The sequence below is a fragment of the Companilactobacillus paralimentarius genome (assembly GCF_963227125.1).
Classification (GTDB): domain Bacteria; phylum Bacillota; class Bacilli; order Lactobacillales; family Lactobacillaceae; genus Companilactobacillus; species Companilactobacillus paralimentarius.
The window spans coordinates 1,106,358-1,128,715 of record NZ_OY724131.1; the positions used below are offsets into that span (position 1 = coordinate 1,106,358).

Sequence of the window (22,358 nt, forward strand, 5' to 3'; positions counted from 1 at the left end):
TGAGCTTATTGACAAGGCTAATCAAGAACACTTGGCAAAATTAGAAATGATTAGGCTAGGGCGGTTAAGTCTTAGTGATTTTAATTAGGAGGCTAAAAAATGACAGATGATAATTTAGCGGTTTATCAAATGCGAGAAAATAGATATAAGAATAAAGAAATAGCAGCTGCTATGCATAAAGAGCTTTTTTATATAGAAGACATAATACGTCAAAATAACAGGATCGGTAAAAAATTATATAGAGAAGACGATGAATGGCAGCGATCGAATGCCAAAAGGAATAAACATAGGAACGACAAGGCAGGTAAATAGACAACAAAAAAGCCACCCACAAAGTGAGCAGCTAATTAATTGGTTCCAGCAAATCAATTATATCACTATGGGAGCTGTATCAATGGGATTATTTCCGGAATTAGACGAAAATCAAACAATTAAAAACGTTAAATACTATTTTGAACACGATTTTCCCAGATTGAAGGCACGTTCACATATGAATATTGCATCGATACAGTCACCCAGTTTTGATACTGTTGGAAGTGCAGGCAATGCTATTAATACTCAAGAAAATAAAATTATGAATCAATTGAGAGCTCAAGAATTGGTTGTTGCTACTTACAAGGCGATCAAGAATTGTCCCGATGATTACAAATATAAAACTATTCTTAAATACCGTTATTTATATGGCCAAAGCAATACTAAAACTATGGAGGTGGCAGGATATGCTTCGACAAGATACAATGAGTGTAAAAATGCTGCGTGCTTGTATTTTGCCGAAGCATTTGCAGATTACTATACTATGCAAGTATTTAAAAAAAGCGGTGAAGCAGCGATGATATAGCGACGAGACAGCGTTCATCAACCGATGAGTAATCATTGTATATTAGTAGCATAGATGATTGGTAATAATACTAGTCATCTAAATAAACAAAAATGATATCCCTCAAACTATATTTTTAAATGGCGTTGTGGCGCTGTTTAATCGACATTGTGGAGAACATGGAAAATTCTCTACATTTTGTGAGAACGCACGGGCGGATCAGTAGAGACCAAATAATACAGAACGATACTAATAAATTATATCGTTGCTCTGACTGATGTTAGGTTCGATACCTATTTCTTACGTTGTGGAGGTGGCAGCTTCCACATTAAAAGCATACTCAAAGTTCTCCTTTCTAATTTAAAATTCATTATTGAAGGCTGGTTAATTCCAGTCTTATGTTTCGATAGCTCAACTGGTAGAGCGTCGGTGTGAAGTACCGAAGGTAATAGGTTCGACTCCTACTCGAGACATTGATTGTCGGAAAACAATCAAAAATTAAAAGAAAGAGCTTTTAATTCTTTTAATTCGCAAAAACAACAATAGTAGCCAGTGGCGCAAAGGGTAACGACAAATACTGATGATTGTGCGTGGTTCGATTCCATGCCTGGCTATATAGATATGCGGTTACTCTACCGCTTAAAAAAGGAGCGAATGTAGGAAGGACCACCTATTTAAACCAAGGTCCACACATTTGGTTTAACTCTCAATGATCAGTGATGATAAAGCTGGTCATGCTATGTGGATGTATGGCTACTGTTAAGCAAAATTTCTCCTCTGAATTCTTTTATACTTATTACTCAACAATTGTAGACATTCCTTTAATTTATTTCGAATACTAACTTAATTTTAAGACTTAACAATTCGGTTCGATTCCGGATATCCACATTTTTATCAATTTTAGACCAGTCAATTATGGCTGGCCTTTTTATTTTGAAGGAAAAGAATATGAATGAACAAGAATTTGTTAAAGCATGTAAAGAAAAGGTAGTTGAATACACAAACAAACATGTAGATAAGACAGATAGCACATCCATTGATGAATCAAATGTCTATACCGTATGGCAATGCAAGACGCTTCAAAACAACAAGGCTTTGCTATCTACTACATTACCCGATGGAATGTACTATGAAGCCACTTACAACGGTGACAAGAAGGAATTATATCTCGATGCCTACAAAAAATTTGAGAATGTTAAATACGATTTTTTAGTTGAAGGAAACAATATATTTAAACTGTTTAGATATTTAGTTAATAACTATATTGAAATGTCTAAAGATATTGATAAGTAGATGTCTGATAGTGAACGTGATAGACAAGCTATGAAAGAAGATTATGAAAAAATGAAACAAGATAACGAACAGTGGTTTGGCAAGTTATGAAGATGATTAAGACATCTTGCGGATATATGACTGCTCAAGAAGCCAAGATAATTGGCGACATTGCTAGAGATGAAAAGAAACAAAAAAAGAAGTACCTTAACAGACCAAAAACAGTTAGAAATTAAATAAATAATTTTAGAAGGAGGTAGGTGCCATGTAATGAAAAAATGGGAAGAAGCTGAGAAAGATTACTTAGCTGGAATGAAGTACAAGGATATTGCTACTAAGTATGATGTTTCAGTTAATACGGTTAAGTCTTGGAGAAGTCGACATGGTTGGGCAAGAGGCACACCAACTAAAAAAAGTGTGCACCCTAAATCCAAAAAGGTTGCACCCAAAATCGTTGATGATTTGTCCAAAAATGGAGACCTCACGGAAAACCAAAAGAAGTTTTGCTTGTACTATTTGCAACGTTTTAATGCTACTTGGGCGTATCAAAAAGCCTATGAGGTTGGTTATGAGTCAGCCATGGTTAACGGATCTAAAATGCTAAGAAATACTAAGGTTAAAAAGCAACTATCCATTTTGAAGAAACAGCAGGTGTCTGATCTCTATTTTGATGCAACCGATGTAATCAAGAAGTATATTCAGCAAGCTAATGCTGATGTAACTGATGTGGTAGATTTCAAGACTGTTAAGAAATACGAATGGTACAAGGTACGTTCTAAAACTGGTTCACAGGAGGATAGCGGTGGTTGCTTCGATTGGGTCCCTAAGATTGACCCAGATACTGGTAAACAAGGTTTCTATTATGAGAATGTTGTCCAATTAAAAGATAGCAATGAAATTGACACTTCAAATATCAAATCAGTTCGCATTGATAAAGGTGAACCGGTGGTTGAAATGTACGATAAGCAAAAGGCATTGGATAGCTTGTCTAAGTTGATTGGTACTGACGATGATAATGTTAATGAGCAACGGATCCGCAAGCTTAAAGCTGATGCAGATATTGCAGAGGCTAAAGCTAAGCAGATAAATAACAGTGAAGAAACCGTTCGGATTGTATTTAACGATAATTTGGCACCAGATGAGGAGGATAACCAAGACAATGGAAATCAAAGTTGATTTGGCTAAGATGATTGGTCGTGGTTATACTGATTTCTGGCGTGATCATCACTTTTACCGAGTGATTAAAGGTAGTCGTGGATCGAAGAAGTCGGTAACCACTGCTCACAATTTAATCTACCGGTTAGTTAAGTATCATTGGTCAAATATCTTGGTCGTAAGACGTAATGCCAATACCAACAAGACCAGCACTTTCGTGGAATGCAAGAAGGCTATTAATGACTTCCACTTAGAGCGTTATTTTAAGTATAACGAGTCACTGCCAGAAATCACTTACTTACCAACTGGCCAGAAAATTATCTTTCGTGGCCTTGATGATCCATTGAAGCTGACTTCAGTTAATGTCCTTACTGGTGAATTGTGTTGGCTGTGGGTAGAAGAAGCCTATGAAATTGAATCATTTAGCAAGTTACAAACGGTAATTGAATCGTTACGTGGGAATGATCCACAAGTCTTTTATCAAGTAACGCTCACGTTTAATCCTTGGAATGAGCATCATTGGTTAAAGCGTGAGTTTTTTGACCAGAAACGTGATGACGCCTTTGTTCGCACGACTACCGTTAGATGCAATGAGTTCGTTTCTGACGAATATAAGCAACGGCTTTATAGTTTATACCAAACTAACCCCAGACGAGCTAAAACAGTTGTTGATGGCGACTGGGGCGTAGCTGAAGGACTAGTATTTGAAGACAACGTTGAACAAGTTGACTTTAATGCTATGGATAAGATACAAGAATGTGGGCAGACTGGCTTTGGTCTGGACTATGGCTTCGGTAATGATCCTAATGCTTTCGTTGCTGTTGCTATTGATGTTCAAAATAAGCAATTGTGGGTTTACGATGAGATGTATACATATCATCAAACAACACCACACGTTGCTGAATGGTTAAAAACTAACGGCTATGAACGAGCTAGAATATACGCAGATAGCGCAAACCCTGAAAGAACCGCTCAATTAAATGATTTGGGAATTATTAATGCTGACAGTGTTGTAAAAACACCGGTTGAAGCTGGTATTGATCAATTGTGGCAATATCAAATTCACGTTCACCCTAAATGTAAGAATTTGTGGCGTGAATTAAACAGTTATGTTTTTGACAGTGATCGCATGGGTAACACATTAAGTAAGCCTAAAGACCAAGACAACCACGCAATTGACGCATTACGTTATGCAGTTCGTCAATATATGGGGGATTACGATGGATCATTAGGTGTTAAATGGGACGAACAATACGCGATTGGTCGTCAGATGGGAGTGAGTGACTATTAATAGTATTTATGGAAAGCAACGTTTTGACCGTGAAGCCAACCGAGACTACACGATGCCAGTTGGCACATATACGGCAGTTGCAGAACAGCCGTTAGAGCTAATGAAGATTGTTTATCAATTTATTAATCATCATCAGAATCATCAAGTCTTGAGACTGCAAACTTTATATGATTACTACCAAGCTAACAACGCAATCAAAAAGCAAGAAGATAGTAACAATCCTTACCACGCTAACAATCGGGTGGCGGCAGCGTTCGCTCGTTATATGACAAGCATTAGGGTTGGTTATTTAATTGGTAATCCAATTCAGTTAAAGCTACAAGATAATAATGAAGTAGATGATATCCAAGCACAAAAGTTTCAAAACGTATTGGACACTTTTACCACTAATACGAACGCAGACTATGTCAATCAGCAACTAGCGAAAGACTTATCAATCACTGGTCGAGCATATGATTTAGTGTATGTCAAAAATGGAGTGACTGATTTAGGACTAGTTAGAGTTGACCCTGAACAAGCATTTGTAATCTATGATGATACTGTTGATCATAAGCCACTAGTTGGTGTCCGTTATTATCAGACTGGTATCTTAGATAATCAGTTGACAGAACACTATGAGGTTTACACTGATAGTCAGCTTTTTACCTTTCATAGTGAAGGCGGACTACCTCAAACTAATTCACCAGTTGCTAATACGGTATTGGATGATACATTGCCACACTTTTTTGGTGTTGTTCCCTTAACCGAGTATCGCAACAATGACGAACGACTAGGTGATTGGGAACCTGAACTAGACCAACTAGATGCACTGGACAAAAGTGTATCAATGATGGCTGACTTTCAGGAAGATTTCAACAATGCCAATATTGTCTTAACTGGTAAGTTCTCCAATATGACAGAACCTAAATATTTACTGGACGAGAATGGTAATAAGAAAATAGGCCAGGACGGTCAGCCAATTATCATTGAACCGGCTCACCCAAACGTTGATCCTAAAAATCACATGTGGTATTTGGAGCCATTTGCGGCAAGTGGCGGTGTTGGTTCTACTGCCAAGCACATTATTCAGCCTGACGCTAAGTATTTAACTAAGCAGTATGACGCGGCTGGCTGGTCAACGTACACTAATTTTCTTATCAACGAAATTCACAAGTATACTAATACGCCTAATGTTAATGATCCAAACTTTGCTTCCAATGCTTCCGGTGTGGCTATGTCTTATAAACTATGGGGCAGTGATCAAGAACGCAAGCTACAAGAAACGTTGTTTAAACGTGGCTTACACGCTCGCTTGAATGCTTGTGTTAACTACTGGCAAACACTCAATCAGATTAGTGCTGACAAGTGGAATACGATGGTTAAAGCTAACTTTATGCCAAATCTTCCTAAGAATGATGATGCAACTGCGCAACTTATTCAGTTGCTAAACAGTACTGGTAAATTCAGTGACGAAACTATTCGTGACATGGCTGAACCAATTACTGGGGTTAATGCTGATACCGAAGCAGAACGCGTTAAAGAAGATACTCAAGCTGCTAATGAAGACAGCATGAATTATGCTCAAGGTGATGGTGGGCTGGGCAACATATTCGCAACTGGTAAGCCAACTCCTACACCCTCGATGAGTAACGGTGATGATCCAACGAAAGAAGGCTGATTATGGACATTAATAAACTGACCCATGCTTTAGCAAAGATTTTAGATGTTAAGGACCCAGTCTTCCAACAGTTGATTAGTATTATTGAACGTTCGCATCATTCACAGGTTAAGAATTTAACCTATTTTCTGCACAAAAATGTAGCCTGGCAAGATAATGCTGATGACGCAGACATTAAAGAGTTAACCGATGCAGTACTTGAGCTAAAGCAAAGTGCTACTCGTGAGGAAGAACAGGTTTTAGCCACGTTATTAAATAATCTACCTTACAAAACTAATCTAGATGTAGCCCAGGCTCAAGCACGTGTTAACGTCGCTAATATGGGGCTAAAGGTTAACAGGTTAGTTCAAGCTAAGCAGGCAGACATCGTTCAACAGGTAACTAAGTTAACTGGTAATGGATTAAGTGGGTATAATACACAGCTTAGACGACGTGCTTTGTATCGAGTGACTGCTCAAAATGAGCCTGAGAATACCTCAATAGACCTAATTTTTAAACATGCCAATAAATTAGCAATTGACTTGGATAACATTATCAAGTTTCAAATGCAAAATCACGTCAACTCTAATTCTATTAGCAAAACGGTTACGCAAGAACTGGGTGTTACTGGTAAGCCTAATCCTAATGAAGACTTATGGGAAACAGCAATGCAAAAGCGCTATATGTCAACCAAAGCTGATATGGAACGTATTTTAGAAACTGAAAGCAAAGCAACTCAGACACGAGAATGTGCCAAGCAATACAGTAATTTGGGCTTTACTAAGTTAAAGATTGTTACACGAGATAATCCTCATGTTTGCAGATACTGTGAGGGTCATGATGGCACAATCGTTGAAATTAAAGATGCTGTGGTCGGTATGAACGTACCACCATTACACCCACGTTGTCATTGCAATGTAATTCCAGTACAAATGGATTACAAAGATGTTTTAAGTGAACTAAATTAATATTTTATTGCCCTAGACATGGCGTTAAAAGGTCTATTTTTTATGCACCTTTTTAGCCGACGGGCGTTAAACGAATTGAGTCGACAGACGTTAAATGGAGGTATCTAATGAGTGAAGAACCAAAGAATCCGGAAACTAACCCTGAAAATGGTAAACAATCTGAAGAACCGGTAACATTTACTGATGAACAACAAGCTAAAATTGATGAATTGATTGGTCAACAGCACGCCAAATGGTCTAAAAAGCTTGATCAACAACAAGCTGACTTTAAACAAAAGCTAGTCGATGCACAAAAGCAGGCTGAAGAACGAGCTAAAATGACTGCCGAGCAAAAAGCTGAAGCCGATCGTAAACAACGTGAAGCTGAAATTGCTAAACAAAATCAAAAATTAGCAACTCAAATTCAAGAATATAAGACCAAGTCAATGTTACTTGATAAAGGGATTAGCCCTGACATGCTGCCATTGGTTATGGGTGCTGACGAAGATTCCACAAGCGACAATCTAGAGTTATTGCAAAAATACGTTGACAGCCAAGTACAAGCGGCTACTGAAAAGCTATTAACTGGCAAGCAATCCGTCACTACTGGGAGCAACAATACTTCACCATTAGAAACAGGGATTGATAATCCATGGTCCAAAGATGGTTGGAATTTAACAAAACAAACTGAAATTTATAACACCGACAAAGAACAGGCTCAAAAATTAATCGCTAGTGCCCAACCCATTAGTCAGTCGTTTTATGTTGGAAAACAATAAGGAGAGATAAATTATGGCAAACGGAAACATCACACAATTAAGTGATATGCAAATCCCTGAGAACTGGGGGGCTTATTTAGCTGAAAAATCAACACAAAACAACGCGTTCTTTACTAGCGGCGTTGTTCAAAGTGTTCCACAAATTGCATCATTATTAGGTGCTGGCAAAACAGCTAATATGCCACTATTCAAGCCACTAGCTGACGATGATCCACAAGTACCCGATGACACAACAGATTTGTTAGTCAACAAGATCACTACTGACTTAGCACAAGCTCGCAAATTGGGCTTCGATCAAGCTTGGAGTGCAACTGACTTATCAGCTGAACTATCAGGTGCCGATCCATTAAGTGCTATTGGCGATCAAGTCAGCGATTATTGGTCACATGTCTATGAAAAACTATTGCTACAAACTCTAGCAGGAGTATTTAGCTCAACTAGCATGAAAGGTGTCAACCAATTAGACATGACTTCTGATAAGACCGATACAACATTCAGTTTAAGAAACTTTAATAAAGCTCGTTTCTTATTAGGCGACCGTTATAAAGACTTGGCAATTGTAGCAGTTCATTCTGATATCCTCCGCCAATTACAAGATGCTAACCTAGTTGACGCTAAGAATAACTCAACTTTCGTCTTAAATGGCAATAGTAACGTACCAACAGCAATTCAAGCGCCCGATGCTGGTGATAAGATTAAAGGCGTCCAAATTGTTGTTGATGATAGCTTACCAGTAGATAATGGCAAGTATACGAGTTATTTGTTTGCTCAAGGTGCAGTTGGCTATTCTGAATTACCAGTCACTAATGCGGTTGAAACTAATCGTGATCCACTAAAAAACCACGGGGTTGATTATCTTATTAACCGCCGTCGTTTTGTCTTTGCACCACAAGGTTTATCTTGGAATGAAAGTAACTTTGTTACTAAGAATCCTGGTAAGGCTTATCCTGCAATGGCAGATTTAGCAGATGGCACTAATTGGTCAAAGGTCTACGATCAAAAATTGATTCCAATGGCACAATTTGTAACTAGTGCTGATGCTATCGTACCGACTGCACCAGCATCATCAACAACAACAACCGGTAAATAGTCAGGAGGCGTTCTATGAGTGACACACAGGACAGTGATAAGACATTAGCGAACGTTATTACTCTACTAGGCATTACTCCTACCGATAGTGAAAAAGAACGATTGATCTTGTATATTACCCATGCAAAGCAAGCCGTTGTTTTATATCTGGGCCGTGCGGTTAGAATTTCAGGGTTGCCATCAGGATTAGACTACATTGTAGAAAACTTGGCCGTCACTAAGTTCAATAAGTTTCATAACGAAGGCGAAAAGTCTCACAGTGAAGAAGGGTTGTCTTTCCAGTTTAATGTTAATGATTTGGCACCCTATTATCCAGACTTACAGGCTTGGATAGATGGTCAATCTAATACAACACGTGGCGCTACTGCGATTGGATGGTGATAATATGCGCTATTCAGATAAAGTTTATTTATTAACCAAGCTTGATGATGAAAACCCCGACGGTCTTAATCATCAAGTTAAATATCAAAGCCAAACAGTGCCAGCTAACGTACAACAGGTCAATTTAACATTTGCCCCTAATGGCACGGTGTACAACGCAACTGTTATTCGTGTTTATGGACGTTACCAGGCTGACGCAATTGGATTTGATGGTGAATACGTTGAAGGTGATAACGATACGGTTCATGAAATTCAAAAAGTTAGTCAGCACGATAAGCAAACAGCGTTCTACATTATTCATAATGAGGTGATACTACATGGCGAATAACTATGACAAAATACCCGTTGTTACGTTCTCGATTGACGTTGATTATTTTAAGCAATTGTTTGAGACTGCCAGAGGGCTTGCACGCAATGGTATGCCAGAGGCCATGGAAGAAGCCAATAAGGAATATCAACGAGCTATTGCGCTTAGCAAAGCATTTATCAAGAATGCTGGTGCACGCGAGCAAGAGGCTGCACAAGGCTTAGAACGCACTCAAGTTGGACATGGTAAGTCTGGTTATGTGCCAACGGGAACCTTGCAAGGATCGCTAGAATTCAAGATTAGCGACGATGGTAAGTCAGTGTCTATTAAGCCAATGGCAACAGTTGCAGATCAGAAACGAGCACTGGCGGCTATTGCTGGTAGTGGTAGTAAGAAGCCAATCACCAGTCAAGATGGCGTTGATTATTATGGTGTCTATGTAGAATATGGCACTTATAAAATGGCTGCTGAACCTTTTATGAAGCCTACCGGTGAGAAAGTTGCAATGAGGCTTGATAATGAATTTGAACGCATCATGCGTTTGGCAGTATTGGGAAGTGAATGATATGTCACCGGAGGAAGACTTGCTATTAAGCGTTAAACGATGCCTGCGAGCATTGAACGTTCCAGTATATGACTTCGGCCAGCAACGGCCAACTAAGTTTCCACAGATAGTTGTCAACTTGCAGAATGAGCAAGAACAAACCGACATTAAAGTCTTGGATTATTTCTTAGGCACTGTGGCTGTTGATGTTTATACTGATGTAGGCAATGTTGGCCAAGCATACGCATTAGGCCGTCAAGTTGCCAATGCTATGCAACGATTAGAATTAGCAGAATGGCCGTCTAAATATGACAGCTCATCAATGCGTAAATTAAGTGATAACAGTTTAGAAGGCCGACCGTTAAATCGGTTGGCTTATTTATTTGATATTTTTGTATATGGAAAGTGAGGAACATTAAATGGCTGGATTAAAGCTACAAACAAAGAGTGCTGACAAAATTTTATACGGGATCAAATTCCCATGGGATGACAAGGCAACTCTCATTCAAATGTTAGGATTACAAGCTGCATCTAGTACGACTAATACTCGTGCCAGTTCTGCAGTCAACTTAAAGCAAGGAGTTTTGCATACGTCTGGTTCACGATCAGAAACATTTGTCGTTGATTCATATTGGACAATCGGTGACAAGATTCATGATGGAATTAAGCGAGCGGTTGTACAAGATGTGGCGATTGGCATTTGGCGTATGGATTTCAACGAAGCAACTTTAGATGCTCAAGGAAACATTGCGTCTGTGCCTGCTGAATTTGGTATGGCTAAGCCTAATGGATTGCCAGAAACTGAAGCAGTTAACAACTTATTACATGCTAATATCACTTACAATATTGATGGTAATACGCAAGATGGCGTACTAGCTGTATCTGAACTTGACCCACAACTATTAGCTGACGGATTAAAGATGTTTGACTTCGCTCACAACACCGATATTGGTGGCGACACGACACCAAGCTCCGCAGCTGGTACTACTACTAAACCACAACAATAATGGAGGAAATTTAAACTATGGAAAACTTAATGATTGATGGTACTACTTGTACCCCTAAACTTAACTATGCTTTTGCTAACCAAGTAAAGAAAGAACTTAGTAAAGATGGTCGCGACGGTTTTGATGTCCTTATTGATGGCTTATTAGACGAAGACCCAGATCAAATTGTTAATGCTTATTATTACGCATTGGCTTACTTTAAGCGTTCACAACCTAGTCGTGACAAAGTAGTAGAAGCGCTCGAAGATACTATCTTTGCTGACGATGACAAGACTAATGCCGCTTACTCTGATATTATTCAATCTTTACACGCCGATAATTTTTTAGCACGGAAGCTTTCCAGTTTTGTAAAAGGATACAACAAAATTCTGGATATCATGCAGAAGAAATTGGATTCGGAAAAAGAGGGCAGCGACCAATACAATCAGGATCAGTTGGGTATGGAACAGCTTCAAGCACAACTGGACAAGCTGAAAAAAGTTCTGCAACCTGGTACACCGCAATCAGTTACGCCAGAAGTGCAGGCTTAACTCCAGAACAATTAGAACAGTTGACACCGGCTGAGTTCAAAGCTGTTTGGCATGGTTATCAGGTTAATGTGCTCAATCGGCAACGTGAGCAAATGCATGCTCGTTTAATGCCACAGGCAACCTATGGAGTCGAACTCAGTCAACCGTTAGGTGAAGTTGTAGAACGGTCCGATGAACAGATTGCAAATGAGATTAGCAAATTAACTGATTATCGAACTGTCGAAGAACGACAACCCGATACGCCTCAAATGGCTATGTATCGAAGATTAATGGAAGCAAAAGCTGACAGAGAGGAGGCCGATTAATGGGTGCAGTTGTTGAAAAGACATTCGTGTGGAAATTCATGGATCAGATTAGTCAAGGAGTTGCTAATGCACGTCAAGCAATGGACGAAGCAGTTCGTGCTGCTGCTAGTATGGGATCTAAAGTTAGTGAGAGTGGCGAACAGTGGCATAATTATGCTTCTAAACAGAAAGAAGCGATGGACGAAGCTAAAGCTAACTTTAATGAGTATAAAAACCAAGTTTCTAATTCAAGCAATTCAATCCGTGAAAAAATCAGTGGCCTAATTGATCGTCTCAAAGAGATTCCACGTGATGTTGTGACGACATTAAAGTCTAAAATCAACGATAAAAATATTGGCATCTTCTCACGCAAAGTGCGGGACGTTCCTAAGGAGCGATCCGTACTTTTGCGTGCTAAGGATAAGTTCACCGATATGTTCAAGCATCTTAGTGAGCGAATTAAACAAGTTCCCAAGGAACATTCATTGCTACTAAAAGTAAAAGATGGCTTCAGTAATGGATTCCAAAAGTTTAACGAAAGCGCCAAGAAAACACGTGAGAACGGCCATCGTTTGCGTGACATTATAGAAGGTACGTTTGTTGGCAATGCACTGTATAGCGCTTATGACAAAGTTAAAGATGGCGTTGTTGAAGCAACCAAGGCCGGCTATGATTTTGACAAAGAACAGCAGGTTATGTTACAAACATGGACAACCTTAACTGGATCAGCTAATAAAGCCAAAGGCATGGTCAGCACAATCAATGATTTAAGCAAGAAGACTGGCCAAGCTAGTGATCTAGTTAACGAGCTAGAACAAGGATTCTATCATTTACATTCCAGTAAGTCTGAAGCCGATGACTTGTCAAAAGCCATGCTGAATATGGGTGATGCTGTCGGACTGACTGGTGATCAAATGAAGTCAGTAACTCAAGATATGGTTCATGGGTTAGCCACTGGTAAGGTGTCTGCTGGTGAATTAAATCAAATAGGTGCTTATTTTCCAATGATTGATGAAGCACTTGCTAAGCATGAACATACAACCGTTGCAGGAATGCGTAATATGGCTCGACAAGGAAAAATCACTGGTAAAGACCTTGAGAGTGTTTTTACTGAGTTAGGTAATCACAAGTATGGTGAAGCGGCCGATAATATGTTAAAGACCATGACTGGTATGCAACGAACGGTTAAAGCACAAATGCCGAAACTTTTAGGTGACATTGAAGAGCCGATGCTAAAAGCACAAAACCCTATCTTTGGCACTATTTCTAAGTGGGTTTCTGAAACTCATACAGAGAATTTATTTAAAGACTTGGGAGACAAAGTAAGTAAAGGGTTTGCTACGGTTACTAAAGCTTTTGCTGGCGACAATTTTACTGGTAAGGGCTTTACAAACACCCTAAACCAGATGGTTGAAAATGCCGGTAAGTCAGTCGATAAGCTTTCAGCTTGGCTTGCCAGAAACGCTGGTAACATCAAAGCATTCGGCAGCATTGTTAAGAGCAGTCTAACTATTGCTTTTAAAGTTGTGGGAGCAGCTATTAGTGGTGTGGTTTCAGTGCTCGGATTTTTAGTTAATCCACTTGGTAAAACATCAAATAACAGTAAAGATGCTTCAAAGTCTGTAGGCGGACTAGCTAGCGCCCTAAAATCATTATCAAACAATGGACCAGCTATTCGAACGTTCGGTAGAATACTAGCTAGCGTGTTTGTTTTAAAGAATGCCAGTAAATTCATTAGTGGCGTCAAGTCTATAAACGATAATCTAAAGATAACTGGTGGTCTAAAGAATCTTGGCAAGCCAGTAACCGAGTTTACGACTTCATTAAAGAGTGGCTCTGGTGTTGTAAAATCATTTGGATCAGCACTAAAAGCAGTTCCATTTACCATTTGGATTGCGGCTATTGCGGCAATCATATTTGCTTTAGTTGAGTTATATAAGCACAATAAGAAATTCCGTGATTTCGTAAACGGACTTATTAATACAATCAAAGATTGGTATAGAAATGTTGTTATGTGGCTTGGTAATGCTGTAAAGTGGATCAAAAAGACATTTGGCCCGTTCTTCAAGTTGGCAGTTAAATCTATTCAGGCATTTTGGAAAACGATTGAGCCAGTTGTTTCTGCCGGAATTAAGATGGTTGAGCAAATCATTAAACTTGGGATGGCTGTGGTAAATGTAATCTGGAATGTTGCTTGGGGCCTTATATCGCTTGAAGTGAAAAAAGCTTGGGCGATTATTAAGCCAATTGTTGATATTGGTATGGGTGTAATTAAAGGTGTCATATCAGGTGGCATGGATATTATCAAAGCGATTTGGAAAGCAGCTTGGAACGTCATTACTACTGTAGTCAGATCTACATGGAATGTGATTAAGCCACTAGTTACTGGGGCGATGAATGTAATTTCTGACGTAATTCAAACTGTGCTTGATATTATCCATGGTAACTGGAGCAAAGTCTGGACAGATATTAAAAACATCTTTTCAGATATTTGGAAAGCTTTATCGCAAGCTACTAGAGCTTACATGAATGGTATGCACGATATAATTGCTTCAGTATTAAATGCAATTAGTTCTGTTTGGCATAGTATGTGGCAAGGATTAGGAGACTTCTTCAGTAACATCTGGAAAGGTATCAAGCAAGCCGCACAAGATGGTATTAACGGTGTTTTGAATGTTATTAATGCTGGTGTTAATGCCATTGATTCGGTTTGGAAATTCTTCACTGGTCATACGACCAATATTCACCATTTAGCGCCAGTCAGATTTGCTCAAGGCGGTGTCGTACATACTCGTCTATCGATGATTAACGATGGTGCCGGTCAGAACTGGAAGGAACTGTTACAACTACCTTCTGGCGAATTAAAGATGACTCACCAACGTAACGCAGTGCTACCTTTGCCGGTGGGCACAAGAGTATATAACGGTGATGAAACAGCGGCCATTATGGCATCTGCTGGTGTAGATCATTACGCACACGGTGGTATTGTTGGCGATGCAATTGATTGGACCAAGGGTAAGTTATCTGATATTGGATCATGGATCGGTGACAAGCTTGATGCTGTTGATAAGTTTCTCAAAGATCCGCTTGGAAATATATCCAAACTACTTCATAAAGCTACTGATGGTCTATTTAAAGGAGCAGCCAGTTTTGGTGGATTAGCCAGTGGTGCTATTGGAAAGCTATCAAGCATAGCAGTTGTTAAGTTCAAGGAAATGTTAAATAGCACCAAGAAAAAATTAGAAGAAAGCCTTGGTGATCTTGGACATGGTGGCGCTTCATATGATCCAAGTTTGATTAAGCGTGCTGCAAGTGCAATGCGTACTAGCATAGATGGTGAGAAGCTACGACAATTGCAATTTTTGATTAAAAATGAATCAGGTGGACGAGCCGGAATTCGAGGAATTGATGACGGCGATGGTACTGGACCTGCCATGGGACTATTACAGTACAAACGAAGTACATTTGATGCGTATGCGTTACCGGGTCACCGTAATATTTTATCTGCTTACGATCAATTACTTGCTTTCTTTAACGATAGTAATTGGTATTCTGATATTGGCGTGGGATATAACGGCAAGTATGGTGAATGGCGTGGACTAGCATCAGGCCCTTCTGGTCATCGTCGATTTGCTAATGGTGGCGAAGTTTTTGAAGAACAAAGCGCAATCATTGGAGATAACAGCCAACACCATGAATTTGTAATTAATCCTTATGATGTCACGGCTTATCCACTATTAGCTAAGGCAATGGACACAACTATGCGTGCTCAACCCGTCTCAACTCAAGCTGCTAACAATTGCGAAGATGATAATGCCGATATAGATAGAAAATTGGAAATGGTTATCGATTTACTTGGTTCAATCAATAATAAAGATTTCGCTCCAGAAATTAATATTGCAAAAGCTTCGAGTAATCTAAACCAACAAAATAGGCGCAATACAGATATCTATGCATACCAACGAGGTGATAGACAATAATGACAAATCAGGTATTTAAAGATGAAACGACTAATCCTAAACCTCATGCTTATGGCTTTTCAAACGGCCACGACAATCCTTCAAGACTGCCACTAGAGCCAATTGAGGTGGCAATAAGTGCTGATGGGGTTAATTGGGAATCATATTATGATGATGAAAATTTATTTGGCGTGCACATGTACGATTGGGACCCAGCTATCACCAATCCGGTAGATAACTGGCAAAAGATGAATACACGTGACGGTCAAAATAGAACTTCGGGATCATTCGACTCACGTGATATCACAACAACATGGATGATTGATGGAGATAATAAGCCCGAGTTTTCTATGCTACTTGCTGAATTACAGAACTTCTTCATGAGTAGAAATGGATTCTGGATTGTTTTTGGTGATGAACCAACATTTAAATATCGCGTGGTTACTAAGCCTATTGCACCAACCTATTTCAATGAGAAGCAAGGTACTTTTGTCATCACATTCAACAACTATACAGGTATGCGTGAGAGTGTAGGCACGTCGTTAGAAATCTTTGATAAAGAAAAAAACTTCTTTTCTTATGGAATGGGAATACCTAATAAAGATATTTCTTATGAATCCAAAGAAGAGAAGTTTTCTATTTATAATCCAAGTTCAGTTGATATTGATCCATTGGGACAAAATCATTATCTAAAAATCCACATTAAAGGTTCTGGATCACCAACTTTGACTAATAAAACTACTGGCGAGACATTCACCTACAACGTGGTTTTAAGTACAAATGATGAGCTTATTCTTGATGGAGTTGACCCGTATTTAAACGGTCAGCCTGATGGAATCAATAGTAATCACGGAACAATTTCACTAGCAAAAGGTGATAACGAGTTTGAAATTTCTGGCCTAACAAATTCGGACATTGCCTTTGAATTCTATTTTATCTATTTCTAATGCCAGCTTTTAATGGGCATAAAATTTACGTTAGATCATTTGATGGTCAGAATGAAGAATGGTTAACGTGTTTAAATGAAGATACATTTCAAATAGATAAGCAGGTTAGTTCGACATTTCAACTGTCTTTTACAGCGTTCCTCACAAAAAAGAATGGTGTTTCATTCGATTTGCTGAAGAACGATGCTTATATTATTTTTGACGGCCAAAAGTATCAAATCAAGCAGTGTGTATCTAAATACGTGGATGATTTTGTTACTAAAGATATCACGGCAACACATGAAATCTTTGGTATTCAAAATTTTAGGCAGTTCAAAGTTAACAAGGGAAGCCAAAGCTATTCTATTGATTCAATGATGAAATTCGTCTTTGATAGTCAGTACAATTCAGGCTATTCATATAAAACCAATGGGAGTTTTCCCACAGTTGATATTACGGACTGGGGTAACTGCTCCGGTTTGGACGCAATTCAAAAAGCCGTTGATTCATATGGAGCACGTTGGCTGCCAAATGGAAAAACGGTTTTAATCTATGATCAGAATTCATATAAGACTGCTACAAACCGGCAATTCATATGGTCTCACAACACTAATGATATTGAGTTATCAGTAGACTCCACTTCAATGGTTAATGGAGCTATGCTGTATGGTGCCACAGTTGATGATTCCCACAGTTCAACAGCTGATGGAACCTCAACAAGCGATTCTATTGGCTCATCTAGCACATCGGCAGCAACTTCTACTGGCAATGCTCGGGGAACTATTTCAACTATGGAAGATGGTGGAGCACCCGTTTATAGCTCACCGGTAGGAAATAACTTTACCGGTCAAAAACTACCAAATGGTAGTAAATGGGCTATTGATAAGCAAGTATCAATTAACGGTGTTGTCTGGTATCGTGTTGCCACAAACGAATGGGTAAGTGAGAAATATTTCTCATTTGATAAAACTGGCGATGTCAAGCCAGAACAACAAGTTATCGAGCAAGTCTGGGGTCAAGGTACTATTAAGGCTGCTGACATAACCACTGGTACTGGTGACAAGGAAACTACTATCACGCCAGCTTTTGCTAAAATTTATGATTCTCCATATTCTGCTCAACACGAAATTTCTGGTCGAACACTACCTAACGGCAGTCAATGGAAAATTGATGGAACTGTGTCAGATGGATATGGTGGAAAAACATGGTATCGTGTGGCAACAAATGAATGGGTTTGTGCTGATGATATCAACTTTGACGGTGATACAGATGTTGAGCCTAAATCAAATGGTGCAGCCACCGATGATACAGCAAAGGCAGACACGGACGAAGTAAAATATTATTTTGATCCGTTCTTTTACTACAGCTTAGCTTCACGCTCTAAACACGGTTTAATCGTTGGCGAAGATATTACTAATGACCAAATTAAAGATGCTGATTCTATGAAGAAGTATGCTGATTCGGTAATGCAAACCGAACCAGTAGTTGAGTTGACTGTTAACTTGTCTGCTCAAGATGACAGTTTGAACGTTGGTGATACGTTGTTTTTGAATGCTGAACCTCTCGGAATTAAAACAATGATCACGCTAAACGGAATCAGTGGCAATCCGTTGACAAATAACAGTCCTATGACCGTCACACTTGATAATTCAAAATTATCTAAGCGTGATATCAATTATGAAATGTCTGATAAGATTCGACTTGCAAATCGAAACAACGTCCTACTTAATAAAGCTTTTAAAAAGCAAGAAGCCAAACTTAGTAAAGCAACTGAGTCTATAAAGAGTATGAATGACAAAATAAATAAAATTAAATTAAATAAGGAGGGAAGCTAATGGATCCAATGCAAATTGTAAATTATAGTCGACTGAATAGAATGCATATAAATAAGACAGCCGACACTGGCACAAAGATTTTCGATGATTCTGGCGGCTATGTTTTAAAAATTCTTGGCAAAGATGATGATGGTAATGTTATTGCTCAAAAATATAAGTTGCTAGACGTTACTAAAGATACACAACTATCCGTTCCAGATATTGCTCCGCTAGAAGGAATTGATGGAAATGAACTACATTTGGATAGGCTAACTCAAGAACAAATCGGCCCTTCGATGTTCCATTCAACTACTTATAACATTGAAGAAGTCGAGAACGCTATAAATACTGTATTAAAGAACCAAGCAGTCGAGGATTCAAACATCCAACTGCTAGTTAACTTTTTCCAACAGCTTACTCCAGATAAGCTAAGTCAAATAAGCGATGAACTTTCTGAATCAATTGCAGAATATTATGCCAAAAAATCGGAAGTTGATCAAAAACTTGGGGATCTAGAAACTAGAATTAAAAATATTGAAGGAAGATTCCCTAGTAATCCAAATCCAAATGGATATTATCCGCCAAATTACACTGGTGATTATGGTATCAGCGATGCTTACAGTTGGAAGGGTAAGTTACACCAAATGGATGATGAAATGGAGGATAAATAATGGAAGATAATATTTTCCCGGGTTCCTATGAGAATTTCGATTATAATGCTGTTGATAGTGCTTTACCGACGACTCAAGCACTATTTTTTTGTACCAATTTAGCTGAGGCCTCATATCTGCCAACACAATATTCTACTGACGAAAGTGGCCACATCACGCCTGAAGGCTGGTCACAATTGCTATTTTTGGGACACAAATTTCAACCTGCTTATATGGTGCAAGGACTAGCAGGAAACTACAATTTTGAACTTAATTTCCTAACTCCTAATGCAGATGTGGAAGATTTGAGCGGCTATGTTGGCGATGGGAATGCTTTAAGAGACAAGCTAATCAGTTTTGAAGGAACAGATGCAAGCGGTGCTTACATTCGTTCTGATATTGGCTTTGAAACTTCTCAGGCTTCAGAAGGGATTATCACTTGGCAACCTGAATCAGTTATTGCTCAAGCAAAGGGACATTTTAAGTCGGCTCACTTCATCATTGAAAGTGTTAATCGTGATAGAGCAATTACTACACTAGATTTTGATTTGCAAATCATTGGAAATCAAAATGCTATGCCACACCGTTTTTCCGTCTATATTTCAGAATTTCAACGTGCTTTGCTTATGATTCACGATTTGATTGAGACCGGTAGAAAACAGCTTGCTTATTATGTTGCTTTGTATGTAGCGATTGTAAAGAAGAAAATTGACGATATACAAAGCCAAATGGCAGATGTCAATTCTCAAATTGAAGATTTAAAGTCTAAAAATCAAACTAATGCTCAAGCCCTATCTGATTTGCAAAACCAAATTAAAGCCAGTGATGTTTTGACTAATAGCAATGCTCAAAATTTAATTTCACAAATGATTACAAATGGTCAAATTGATGTTAGTCAAACTATGAATATGTCAATCAGAAATAAGTTACAAGGAATGAATAACGAAATGGGGGCTTAATAGATGACAAAAATAGCAAAGATTAGTCTTGATATTCGTAAAAATGTCACTATTGATAATGATCCAATCATCTTGAGACAAGGTGAAAATGATGTGATTATTGAAGCTTCTATTTCTAATGATGGCTACCCTAATCTTGAAATAGGTTTTGCAACATTCGAGGCAAAAAAGCCTGATGGAACAATTATTTGTAATGATCCGGTAAATGTAAATGGGAATGTTATTAGCTACCCAATCAGCAAGCATTTAACTGATTCTGTTGGCAAGATTCAGGATGCCTATTTCATGATTAATAATCAGATCACTACCTGTAGTTTTGATATTTCAATCATCCCTAGCACACAGCTAGATGGTACTTCAATAAATTATATTCCAGGTATTGAGAGCATTAATAATCTTTTGGAATCTACAAAAGCTGATTGGCTCGAAAAAATACAACAAATTAAAGCTCAAATTGATGGGTTTAACATTCCAATTGACCAACGATTTGAGTATAAGAAAGTAGGAGAGATTAATGACTGACATTCTTCAATTGTCTAAGGATGGAGCAAAATTCTATCCACAAACACATGCACAAGCTGTACTAGGACTTCCAGATTTTTCGACCTTTGAAAAAGCTAGTGATGTTCAAACTGCTATTACAAGTGCAATTAAAGGAATTGCACCGACAGATTTAACAAATTATCCGACTAAGAGTGATGTAACAACTGAAATAAGTACTGCTGTATCTGGAATTAAACCAACGGATTTAAGTAATTATCCAACCAAAACTGATGTAACAACTGAAATAAGTAGTGCTGTGTCTGGAGCAAAACCAGATTTAACAAATTACCCTACAAGGTCAGAAATGACTACGGCAATAACTAAGGCAACACCAGACGTATCTAGTTTTGTGAATATGACACAGGTTCAAAGTGCAATAACTAATGCTAACATTGTTCTTAAAAAGGTAGGGGAGGTTAATGACTAATTTTAAAAAGGTAGGGGAGGTTAATGACTAATTTTAAGAAAGTAGGAGAGATTAATGACTGACATAGTTCAAATGTCAAAGGATGGAGCAAAATTCTATCCACAAACACATGCACAAGCTGTATTAGGACTTCCAGATTTTTCGACCTTTGAAAAAGCTAGTGATGTTCAAACGGCTATTTCAAGTGCTTTAGGAAAAGTTGATGTTAGCCAAACTATGAGCATGTCCATTAGAAACAAATTACAAAATATGAATAAAGAAATGGGGTCTTAATAAATGGAAAATCAAGATTTAGATTTGATCGGTAAAACAGTTGGAAATATGCCTTATAAAATTGGAATTGTTGATCAAAACGGCAATTTAAAAAATCAATTTGTTGCAAAAGCTTCTACCAATCGAATTGACATTCCAGAACAAATGCTAAGCGGTAGTGGTTCAACAGGTGGGAGTACAGGCAGTAACACTGGTGGGAGTACTGGAGGAACTACTGGAGGAAATACCGGTGGCGGAGTAGCACAATTGCCATCCACCATAAATCTTTTTTCTGGTTCAGCAGTTGGAAATATTTTGTTATCGGGTCCGACACCAAATTATGATAATGTTGGAGATGGCCTGTTAATCACTTTAAGCAATCAAACTTCAGCAGTTCAGGGGGTTTTTGGACTTGGAAGTAATACTGTTCGTATGGATTTATCATCAATTGGATTAAAAAGAATTAAGGTTCCTAAAGAGAAATTAATTGTTAATAATTCATTCGATATTTCTGACCAATTGTCACAATATATCGGAAAAACAGTTAATGGCCAAACGCAAATTAATGGCATGGGCAGTTGGGATGATATTTCCAAGGACTATAGTAATTACTCTTTTTCTTTCAGCATTTTAAGTTTTGGAGGAGCAACAATTAATGTACTTCCTAATAAAACGCTTAGTATGAATCTTATTGTTAATATACAATCAAAAAATAGTATTAATAGTGATGTTGCCAAAGCTTCGCTCCCAATTCCAGTAATTCAAGTGAACACATATAAAAATTAGGAG

General features: G+C 38.4%; 25 protein-coding genes, 1 tRNA gene and 1 pseudogene. All 27 read left to right on the plus strand.

The features are described from left to right. Positions 1–99: 99 nt before the first annotated feature. The 27 genes and pseudogenes from ACI6PB_RS05240 (at position 100) to ACI6PB_RS05370 (ending at position 22,355) form a co-directional block, all read left to right on the plus strand. Positions 100–312, plus strand: a complete 213-nt coding sequence (locus tag ACI6PB_RS05240) for a hypothetical protein (protein ID WP_025084992.1) — start codon at positions 100–102, stop codon at positions 310–312. Then, a complete protein-coding gene (locus tag ACI6PB_RS05245; protein WP_404399128.1) occupies positions 269–838 on the plus strand; it encodes an ArpU family phage packaging/lysis transcriptional regulator in 570 nt (189 codons plus the stop codon). The genes ACI6PB_RS05240 and ACI6PB_RS05245 overlap by 44 nt, the downstream gene beginning before the upstream one ends. A gap of 379 nt (positions 839–1,217) precedes the next feature. Continuing rightward, positions 1,218–1,290: transfer RNA gene (locus ACI6PB_RS05250), tRNA-Phe, on the plus strand. Positions 1,291–1,765: 475 nt separating this feature from the next. Then, positions 1,766–2,011: pseudogene (locus ACI6PB_RS05255) on the plus strand (DUF6275 family protein); the annotation flags it as partial. Positions 2,012–2,202: 191 nt separating this feature from the next. Continuing rightward, positions 2,203–2,325 carry a hypothetical protein gene (locus tag ACI6PB_RS05260; protein WP_404327859.1) on the plus strand — a complete coding sequence of 41 codons (123 nt, stop codon included), beginning with the start codon at positions 2,203–2,205 and terminating at the stop codon, positions 2,323–2,325. Positions 2,326–2,359: 34 nt separating this feature from the next. After that, complete coding sequence (locus tag ACI6PB_RS05265; RefSeq protein WP_404328014.1) at positions 2,360–3,265, plus strand: terminase small subunit; 906 nt, start codon at positions 2,360–2,362, stop codon at positions 3,263–3,265. Beyond that, positions 3,249–4,535, plus strand: a complete 1,287-nt coding sequence (locus ACI6PB_RS05270; protein WP_404328013.1) for a PBSX family phage terminase large subunit — start codon at positions 3,249–3,251, stop codon at positions 4,533–4,535. The genes ACI6PB_RS05265 and ACI6PB_RS05270 overlap by 17 nt, the downstream gene beginning before the upstream one ends. Then, a complete protein-coding gene (locus ACI6PB_RS05275; protein ID WP_404328012.1) occupies positions 4,525–6,192 on the plus strand; it encodes a phage portal protein in 1,668 nt (555 codons plus the stop codon). Before ACI6PB_RS05270 ends, ACI6PB_RS05275 begins: the two co-directional genes overlap by 11 nt. A 2-nt stretch (positions 6,193–6,194) precedes the next feature. Then, positions 6,195–7,139: a minor capsid protein gene (locus ACI6PB_RS05280; protein ID WP_404328011.1), complete on the plus strand. Its 945-nt coding sequence runs from the start codon at positions 6,195–6,197 to the stop codon at positions 7,137–7,139. A gap of 107 nt (positions 7,140–7,246) precedes the next feature. After that, positions 7,247–7,897, plus strand: a complete 651-nt coding sequence (locus tag ACI6PB_RS05285; RefSeq protein WP_404328010.1) for a DUF4355 domain-containing protein — start codon at positions 7,247–7,249, stop codon at positions 7,895–7,897. Between the two features lie 13 nt (positions 7,898–7,910). Beyond that, complete coding sequence (locus ACI6PB_RS05290) at positions 7,911–8,987, plus strand: major capsid protein (protein WP_404328009.1); 1,077 nt, start codon at positions 7,911–7,913, stop codon at positions 8,985–8,987. 14 nt (positions 8,988–9,001) lie between these two features. Continuing rightward, on the plus strand, positions 9,002–9,367 hold the full coding sequence (locus tag ACI6PB_RS05295; RefSeq protein ID WP_404327866.1) for a phage head-tail connector protein: 366 nt from the start codon (positions 9,002–9,004) through the stop codon (positions 9,365–9,367). Between the two features lie 4 nt (positions 9,368–9,371). Continuing rightward, the gene (locus ACI6PB_RS05300; protein ID WP_404327867.1) at positions 9,372–9,695 is read left to right on the plus strand and encodes a hypothetical protein; all 324 of its coding nucleotides are present in this window, start codon (positions 9,372–9,374) and stop codon (positions 9,693–9,695) included. 91 nt (positions 9,696–9,786) lie between these two features. Next, complete coding sequence (locus ACI6PB_RS05305; RefSeq protein WP_404399129.1) at positions 9,787–10,239, plus strand: phage tail protein; 453 nt, start codon at positions 9,787–9,789, stop codon at positions 10,237–10,239. Position 10,240: 1 nt separating this feature from the next. Next, positions 10,241–10,627, plus strand: a complete 387-nt coding sequence (locus ACI6PB_RS05310) for a DUF3168 domain-containing protein (RefSeq protein WP_404328007.1) — start codon at positions 10,241–10,243, stop codon at positions 10,625–10,627. A gap of 10 nt (positions 10,628–10,637) precedes the next feature. Beyond that, positions 10,638–11,225 carry a phage tail protein gene (locus ACI6PB_RS05315; RefSeq protein ID WP_404328006.1) on the plus strand — a complete coding sequence of 196 codons (588 nt, stop codon included), beginning with the start codon at positions 10,638–10,640 and terminating at the stop codon, positions 11,223–11,225. A 17-nt stretch (positions 11,226–11,242) separates the two neighbouring features. Further along, positions 11,243–11,755: a tail assembly chaperone gene (locus ACI6PB_RS05320; RefSeq protein WP_404328004.1), complete on the plus strand. Its 513-nt coding sequence runs from the start codon at positions 11,243–11,245 to the stop codon at positions 11,753–11,755. A gap of 20 nt (positions 11,756–11,775) precedes the next feature. Further along, complete coding sequence (locus ACI6PB_RS05325; RefSeq protein WP_404327871.1) at positions 11,776–12,060, plus strand: hypothetical protein; 285 nt, start codon at positions 11,776–11,778, stop codon at positions 12,058–12,060. Further along, a complete protein-coding gene (locus tag ACI6PB_RS05330; protein WP_404328003.1) occupies positions 12,060–16,019 on the plus strand; it encodes a tape measure protein in 3,960 nt (1,319 codons plus the stop codon). Before ACI6PB_RS05325 ends, ACI6PB_RS05330 begins: the two co-directional genes overlap by 1 nt. Further along, positions 16,019–16,945 carry a phage tail domain-containing protein gene (locus tag ACI6PB_RS05335; RefSeq protein WP_404328002.1) on the plus strand — a complete coding sequence of 309 codons (927 nt, stop codon included), beginning with the start codon at positions 16,019–16,021 and terminating at the stop codon, positions 16,943–16,945. Before ACI6PB_RS05330 ends, ACI6PB_RS05335 begins: the two co-directional genes overlap by 1 nt. Then, positions 16,945–18,759 carry a prophage endopeptidase tail family protein gene (locus tag ACI6PB_RS05340; RefSeq protein WP_404328001.1) on the plus strand — a complete coding sequence of 605 codons (1,815 nt, stop codon included), beginning with the start codon at positions 16,945–16,947 and terminating at the stop codon, positions 18,757–18,759. The genes ACI6PB_RS05335 and ACI6PB_RS05340 overlap by 1 nt, the downstream gene beginning before the upstream one ends. After that, on the plus strand, positions 18,759–19,409 hold the full coding sequence (locus ACI6PB_RS05345) for a hypothetical protein (RefSeq protein WP_404328000.1): 651 nt from the start codon (positions 18,759–18,761) through the stop codon (positions 19,407–19,409). The genes ACI6PB_RS05340 and ACI6PB_RS05345 overlap by 1 nt, the downstream gene beginning before the upstream one ends. Next, positions 19,409–20,347: a hypothetical protein gene (locus ACI6PB_RS05350; protein WP_404327998.1), complete on the plus strand. Its 939-nt coding sequence runs from the start codon at positions 19,409–19,411 to the stop codon at positions 20,345–20,347. Before ACI6PB_RS05345 ends, ACI6PB_RS05350 begins: the two co-directional genes overlap by 1 nt. A gap of 3 nt (positions 20,348–20,350) precedes the next feature. After that, entirely contained in the window at positions 20,351–20,869 is a 519-nt protein-coding gene (locus tag ACI6PB_RS05355) for a hypothetical protein (RefSeq protein ID WP_404327996.1), read from the plus strand. Next, positions 20,862–21,317, plus strand: a complete 456-nt coding sequence (locus tag ACI6PB_RS05360; protein ID WP_404327995.1) for a hypothetical protein — start codon at positions 20,862–20,864, stop codon at positions 21,315–21,317. Before ACI6PB_RS05355 ends, ACI6PB_RS05360 begins: the two co-directional genes overlap by 8 nt. Before the next feature lie 54 nt (positions 21,318–21,371). After that, a complete protein-coding gene (locus ACI6PB_RS05365) occupies positions 21,372–21,590 on the plus strand; it encodes a hypothetical protein (protein WP_158136977.1) in 219 nt (72 codons plus the stop codon). A 3-nt stretch (positions 21,591–21,593) separates the two neighbouring features. Continuing rightward, a complete protein-coding gene (locus ACI6PB_RS05370; protein ID WP_404327994.1) occupies positions 21,594–22,355 on the plus strand; it encodes a hypothetical protein in 762 nt (253 codons plus the stop codon). Positions 22,356–22,358: the final 3 nt, after the last annotated feature.

Excerpts from the sequence above, each read along its gene's own strand:
- ACI6PB_RS05370 (WP_404327994.1), top strand. The coding sequence starts at position 21,594 with ATGGAAAATCAAGATTTAGATTTGATCGGTAAAACAGTTGGAAATATG.
- ACI6PB_RS05360 (WP_404327995.1), top strand. The coding sequence starts at position 20,862 with ATGACTGACATTCTTCAATTGTCTAAGGATGGAGCAAAATTCTATCCA.
- ACI6PB_RS05245 (WP_404399128.1), top strand. The coding sequence starts at position 269 with ATGCCAAAAGGAATAAACATAGGAACGACAAGGCAGGTAAATAGACAA.
- ACI6PB_RS05330 (WP_404328003.1), top strand. The coding sequence starts at position 12,060 with ATGGGTGCAGTTGTTGAAAAGACATTCGTGTGGAAATTCATGGATCAG.
- ACI6PB_RS05270 (WP_404328013.1), top strand. The coding sequence starts at position 3,249 with ATGGAAATCAAAGTTGATTTGGCTAAGATGATTGGTCGTGGTTATACT.
- ACI6PB_RS05300 (WP_404327867.1), top strand. The coding sequence starts at position 9,372 with ATGCGCTATTCAGATAAAGTTTATTTATTAACCAAGCTTGATGATGAA.
- ACI6PB_RS05340 (WP_404328001.1), top strand. The coding sequence starts at position 16,945 with ATGCCAGCTTTTAATGGGCATAAAATTTACGTTAGATCATTTGATGGT.
- ACI6PB_RS05365 (WP_158136977.1), top strand. The coding sequence starts at position 21,372 with ATGACTGACATAGTTCAAATGTCAAAGGATGGAGCAAAATTCTATCCA.
- ACI6PB_RS05335 (WP_404328002.1), top strand. The coding sequence starts at position 16,019 with ATGACAAATCAGGTATTTAAAGATGAAACGACTAATCCTAAACCTCAT.
- ACI6PB_RS05355 (WP_404327996.1), top strand. The coding sequence starts at position 20,351 with ATGACAAAAATAGCAAAGATTAGTCTTGATATTCGTAAAAATGTCACT.
- ACI6PB_RS05310 (WP_404328007.1), top strand. The coding sequence starts at position 10,241 with ATGTCACCGGAGGAAGACTTGCTATTAAGCGTTAAACGATGCCTGCGA.
- ACI6PB_RS05240 (WP_025084992.1), top strand. The coding sequence starts at position 100 with ATGACAGATGATAATTTAGCGGTTTATCAAATGCGAGAAAATAGATAT.
- ACI6PB_RS05305 (WP_404399129.1), top strand. The coding sequence starts at position 9,787 with ATGCCAGAGGCCATGGAAGAAGCCAATAAGGAATATCAACGAGCTATT.
- ACI6PB_RS05345 (WP_404328000.1), top strand. The coding sequence starts at position 18,759 with ATGGATCCAATGCAAATTGTAAATTATAGTCGACTGAATAGAATGCAT.
- ACI6PB_RS05295 (WP_404327866.1), top strand. The coding sequence starts at position 9,002 with ATGAGTGACACACAGGACAGTGATAAGACATTAGCGAACGTTATTACT.
- ACI6PB_RS05280 (WP_404328011.1), top strand. The coding sequence starts at position 6,195 with ATGGACATTAATAAACTGACCCATGCTTTAGCAAAGATTTTAGATGTT.
- ACI6PB_RS05285 (WP_404328010.1), top strand. The coding sequence starts at position 7,247 with ATGAGTGAAGAACCAAAGAATCCGGAAACTAACCCTGAAAATGGTAAA.
- ACI6PB_RS05265 (WP_404328014.1), top strand. The coding sequence starts at position 2,360 with ATGAAAAAATGGGAAGAAGCTGAGAAAGATTACTTAGCTGGAATGAAG.
- ACI6PB_RS05315 (WP_404328006.1), top strand. The coding sequence starts at position 10,638 with ATGGCTGGATTAAAGCTACAAACAAAGAGTGCTGACAAAATTTTATAC.
- ACI6PB_RS05290 (WP_404328009.1), top strand. The coding sequence starts at position 7,911 with ATGGCAAACGGAAACATCACACAATTAAGTGATATGCAAATCCCTGAG.
- ACI6PB_RS05260 (WP_404327859.1), top strand. The coding sequence starts at position 2,203 with ATGATTAAGACATCTTGCGGATATATGACTGCTCAAGAAGCCAAGATA.
- ACI6PB_RS05350 (WP_404327998.1), top strand. The coding sequence starts at position 19,409 with ATGGAAGATAATATTTTCCCGGGTTCCTATGAGAATTTCGATTATAAT.
- ACI6PB_RS05320 (WP_404328004.1), top strand. The coding sequence starts at position 11,243 with ATGGAAAACTTAATGATTGATGGTACTACTTGTACCCCTAAACTTAAC.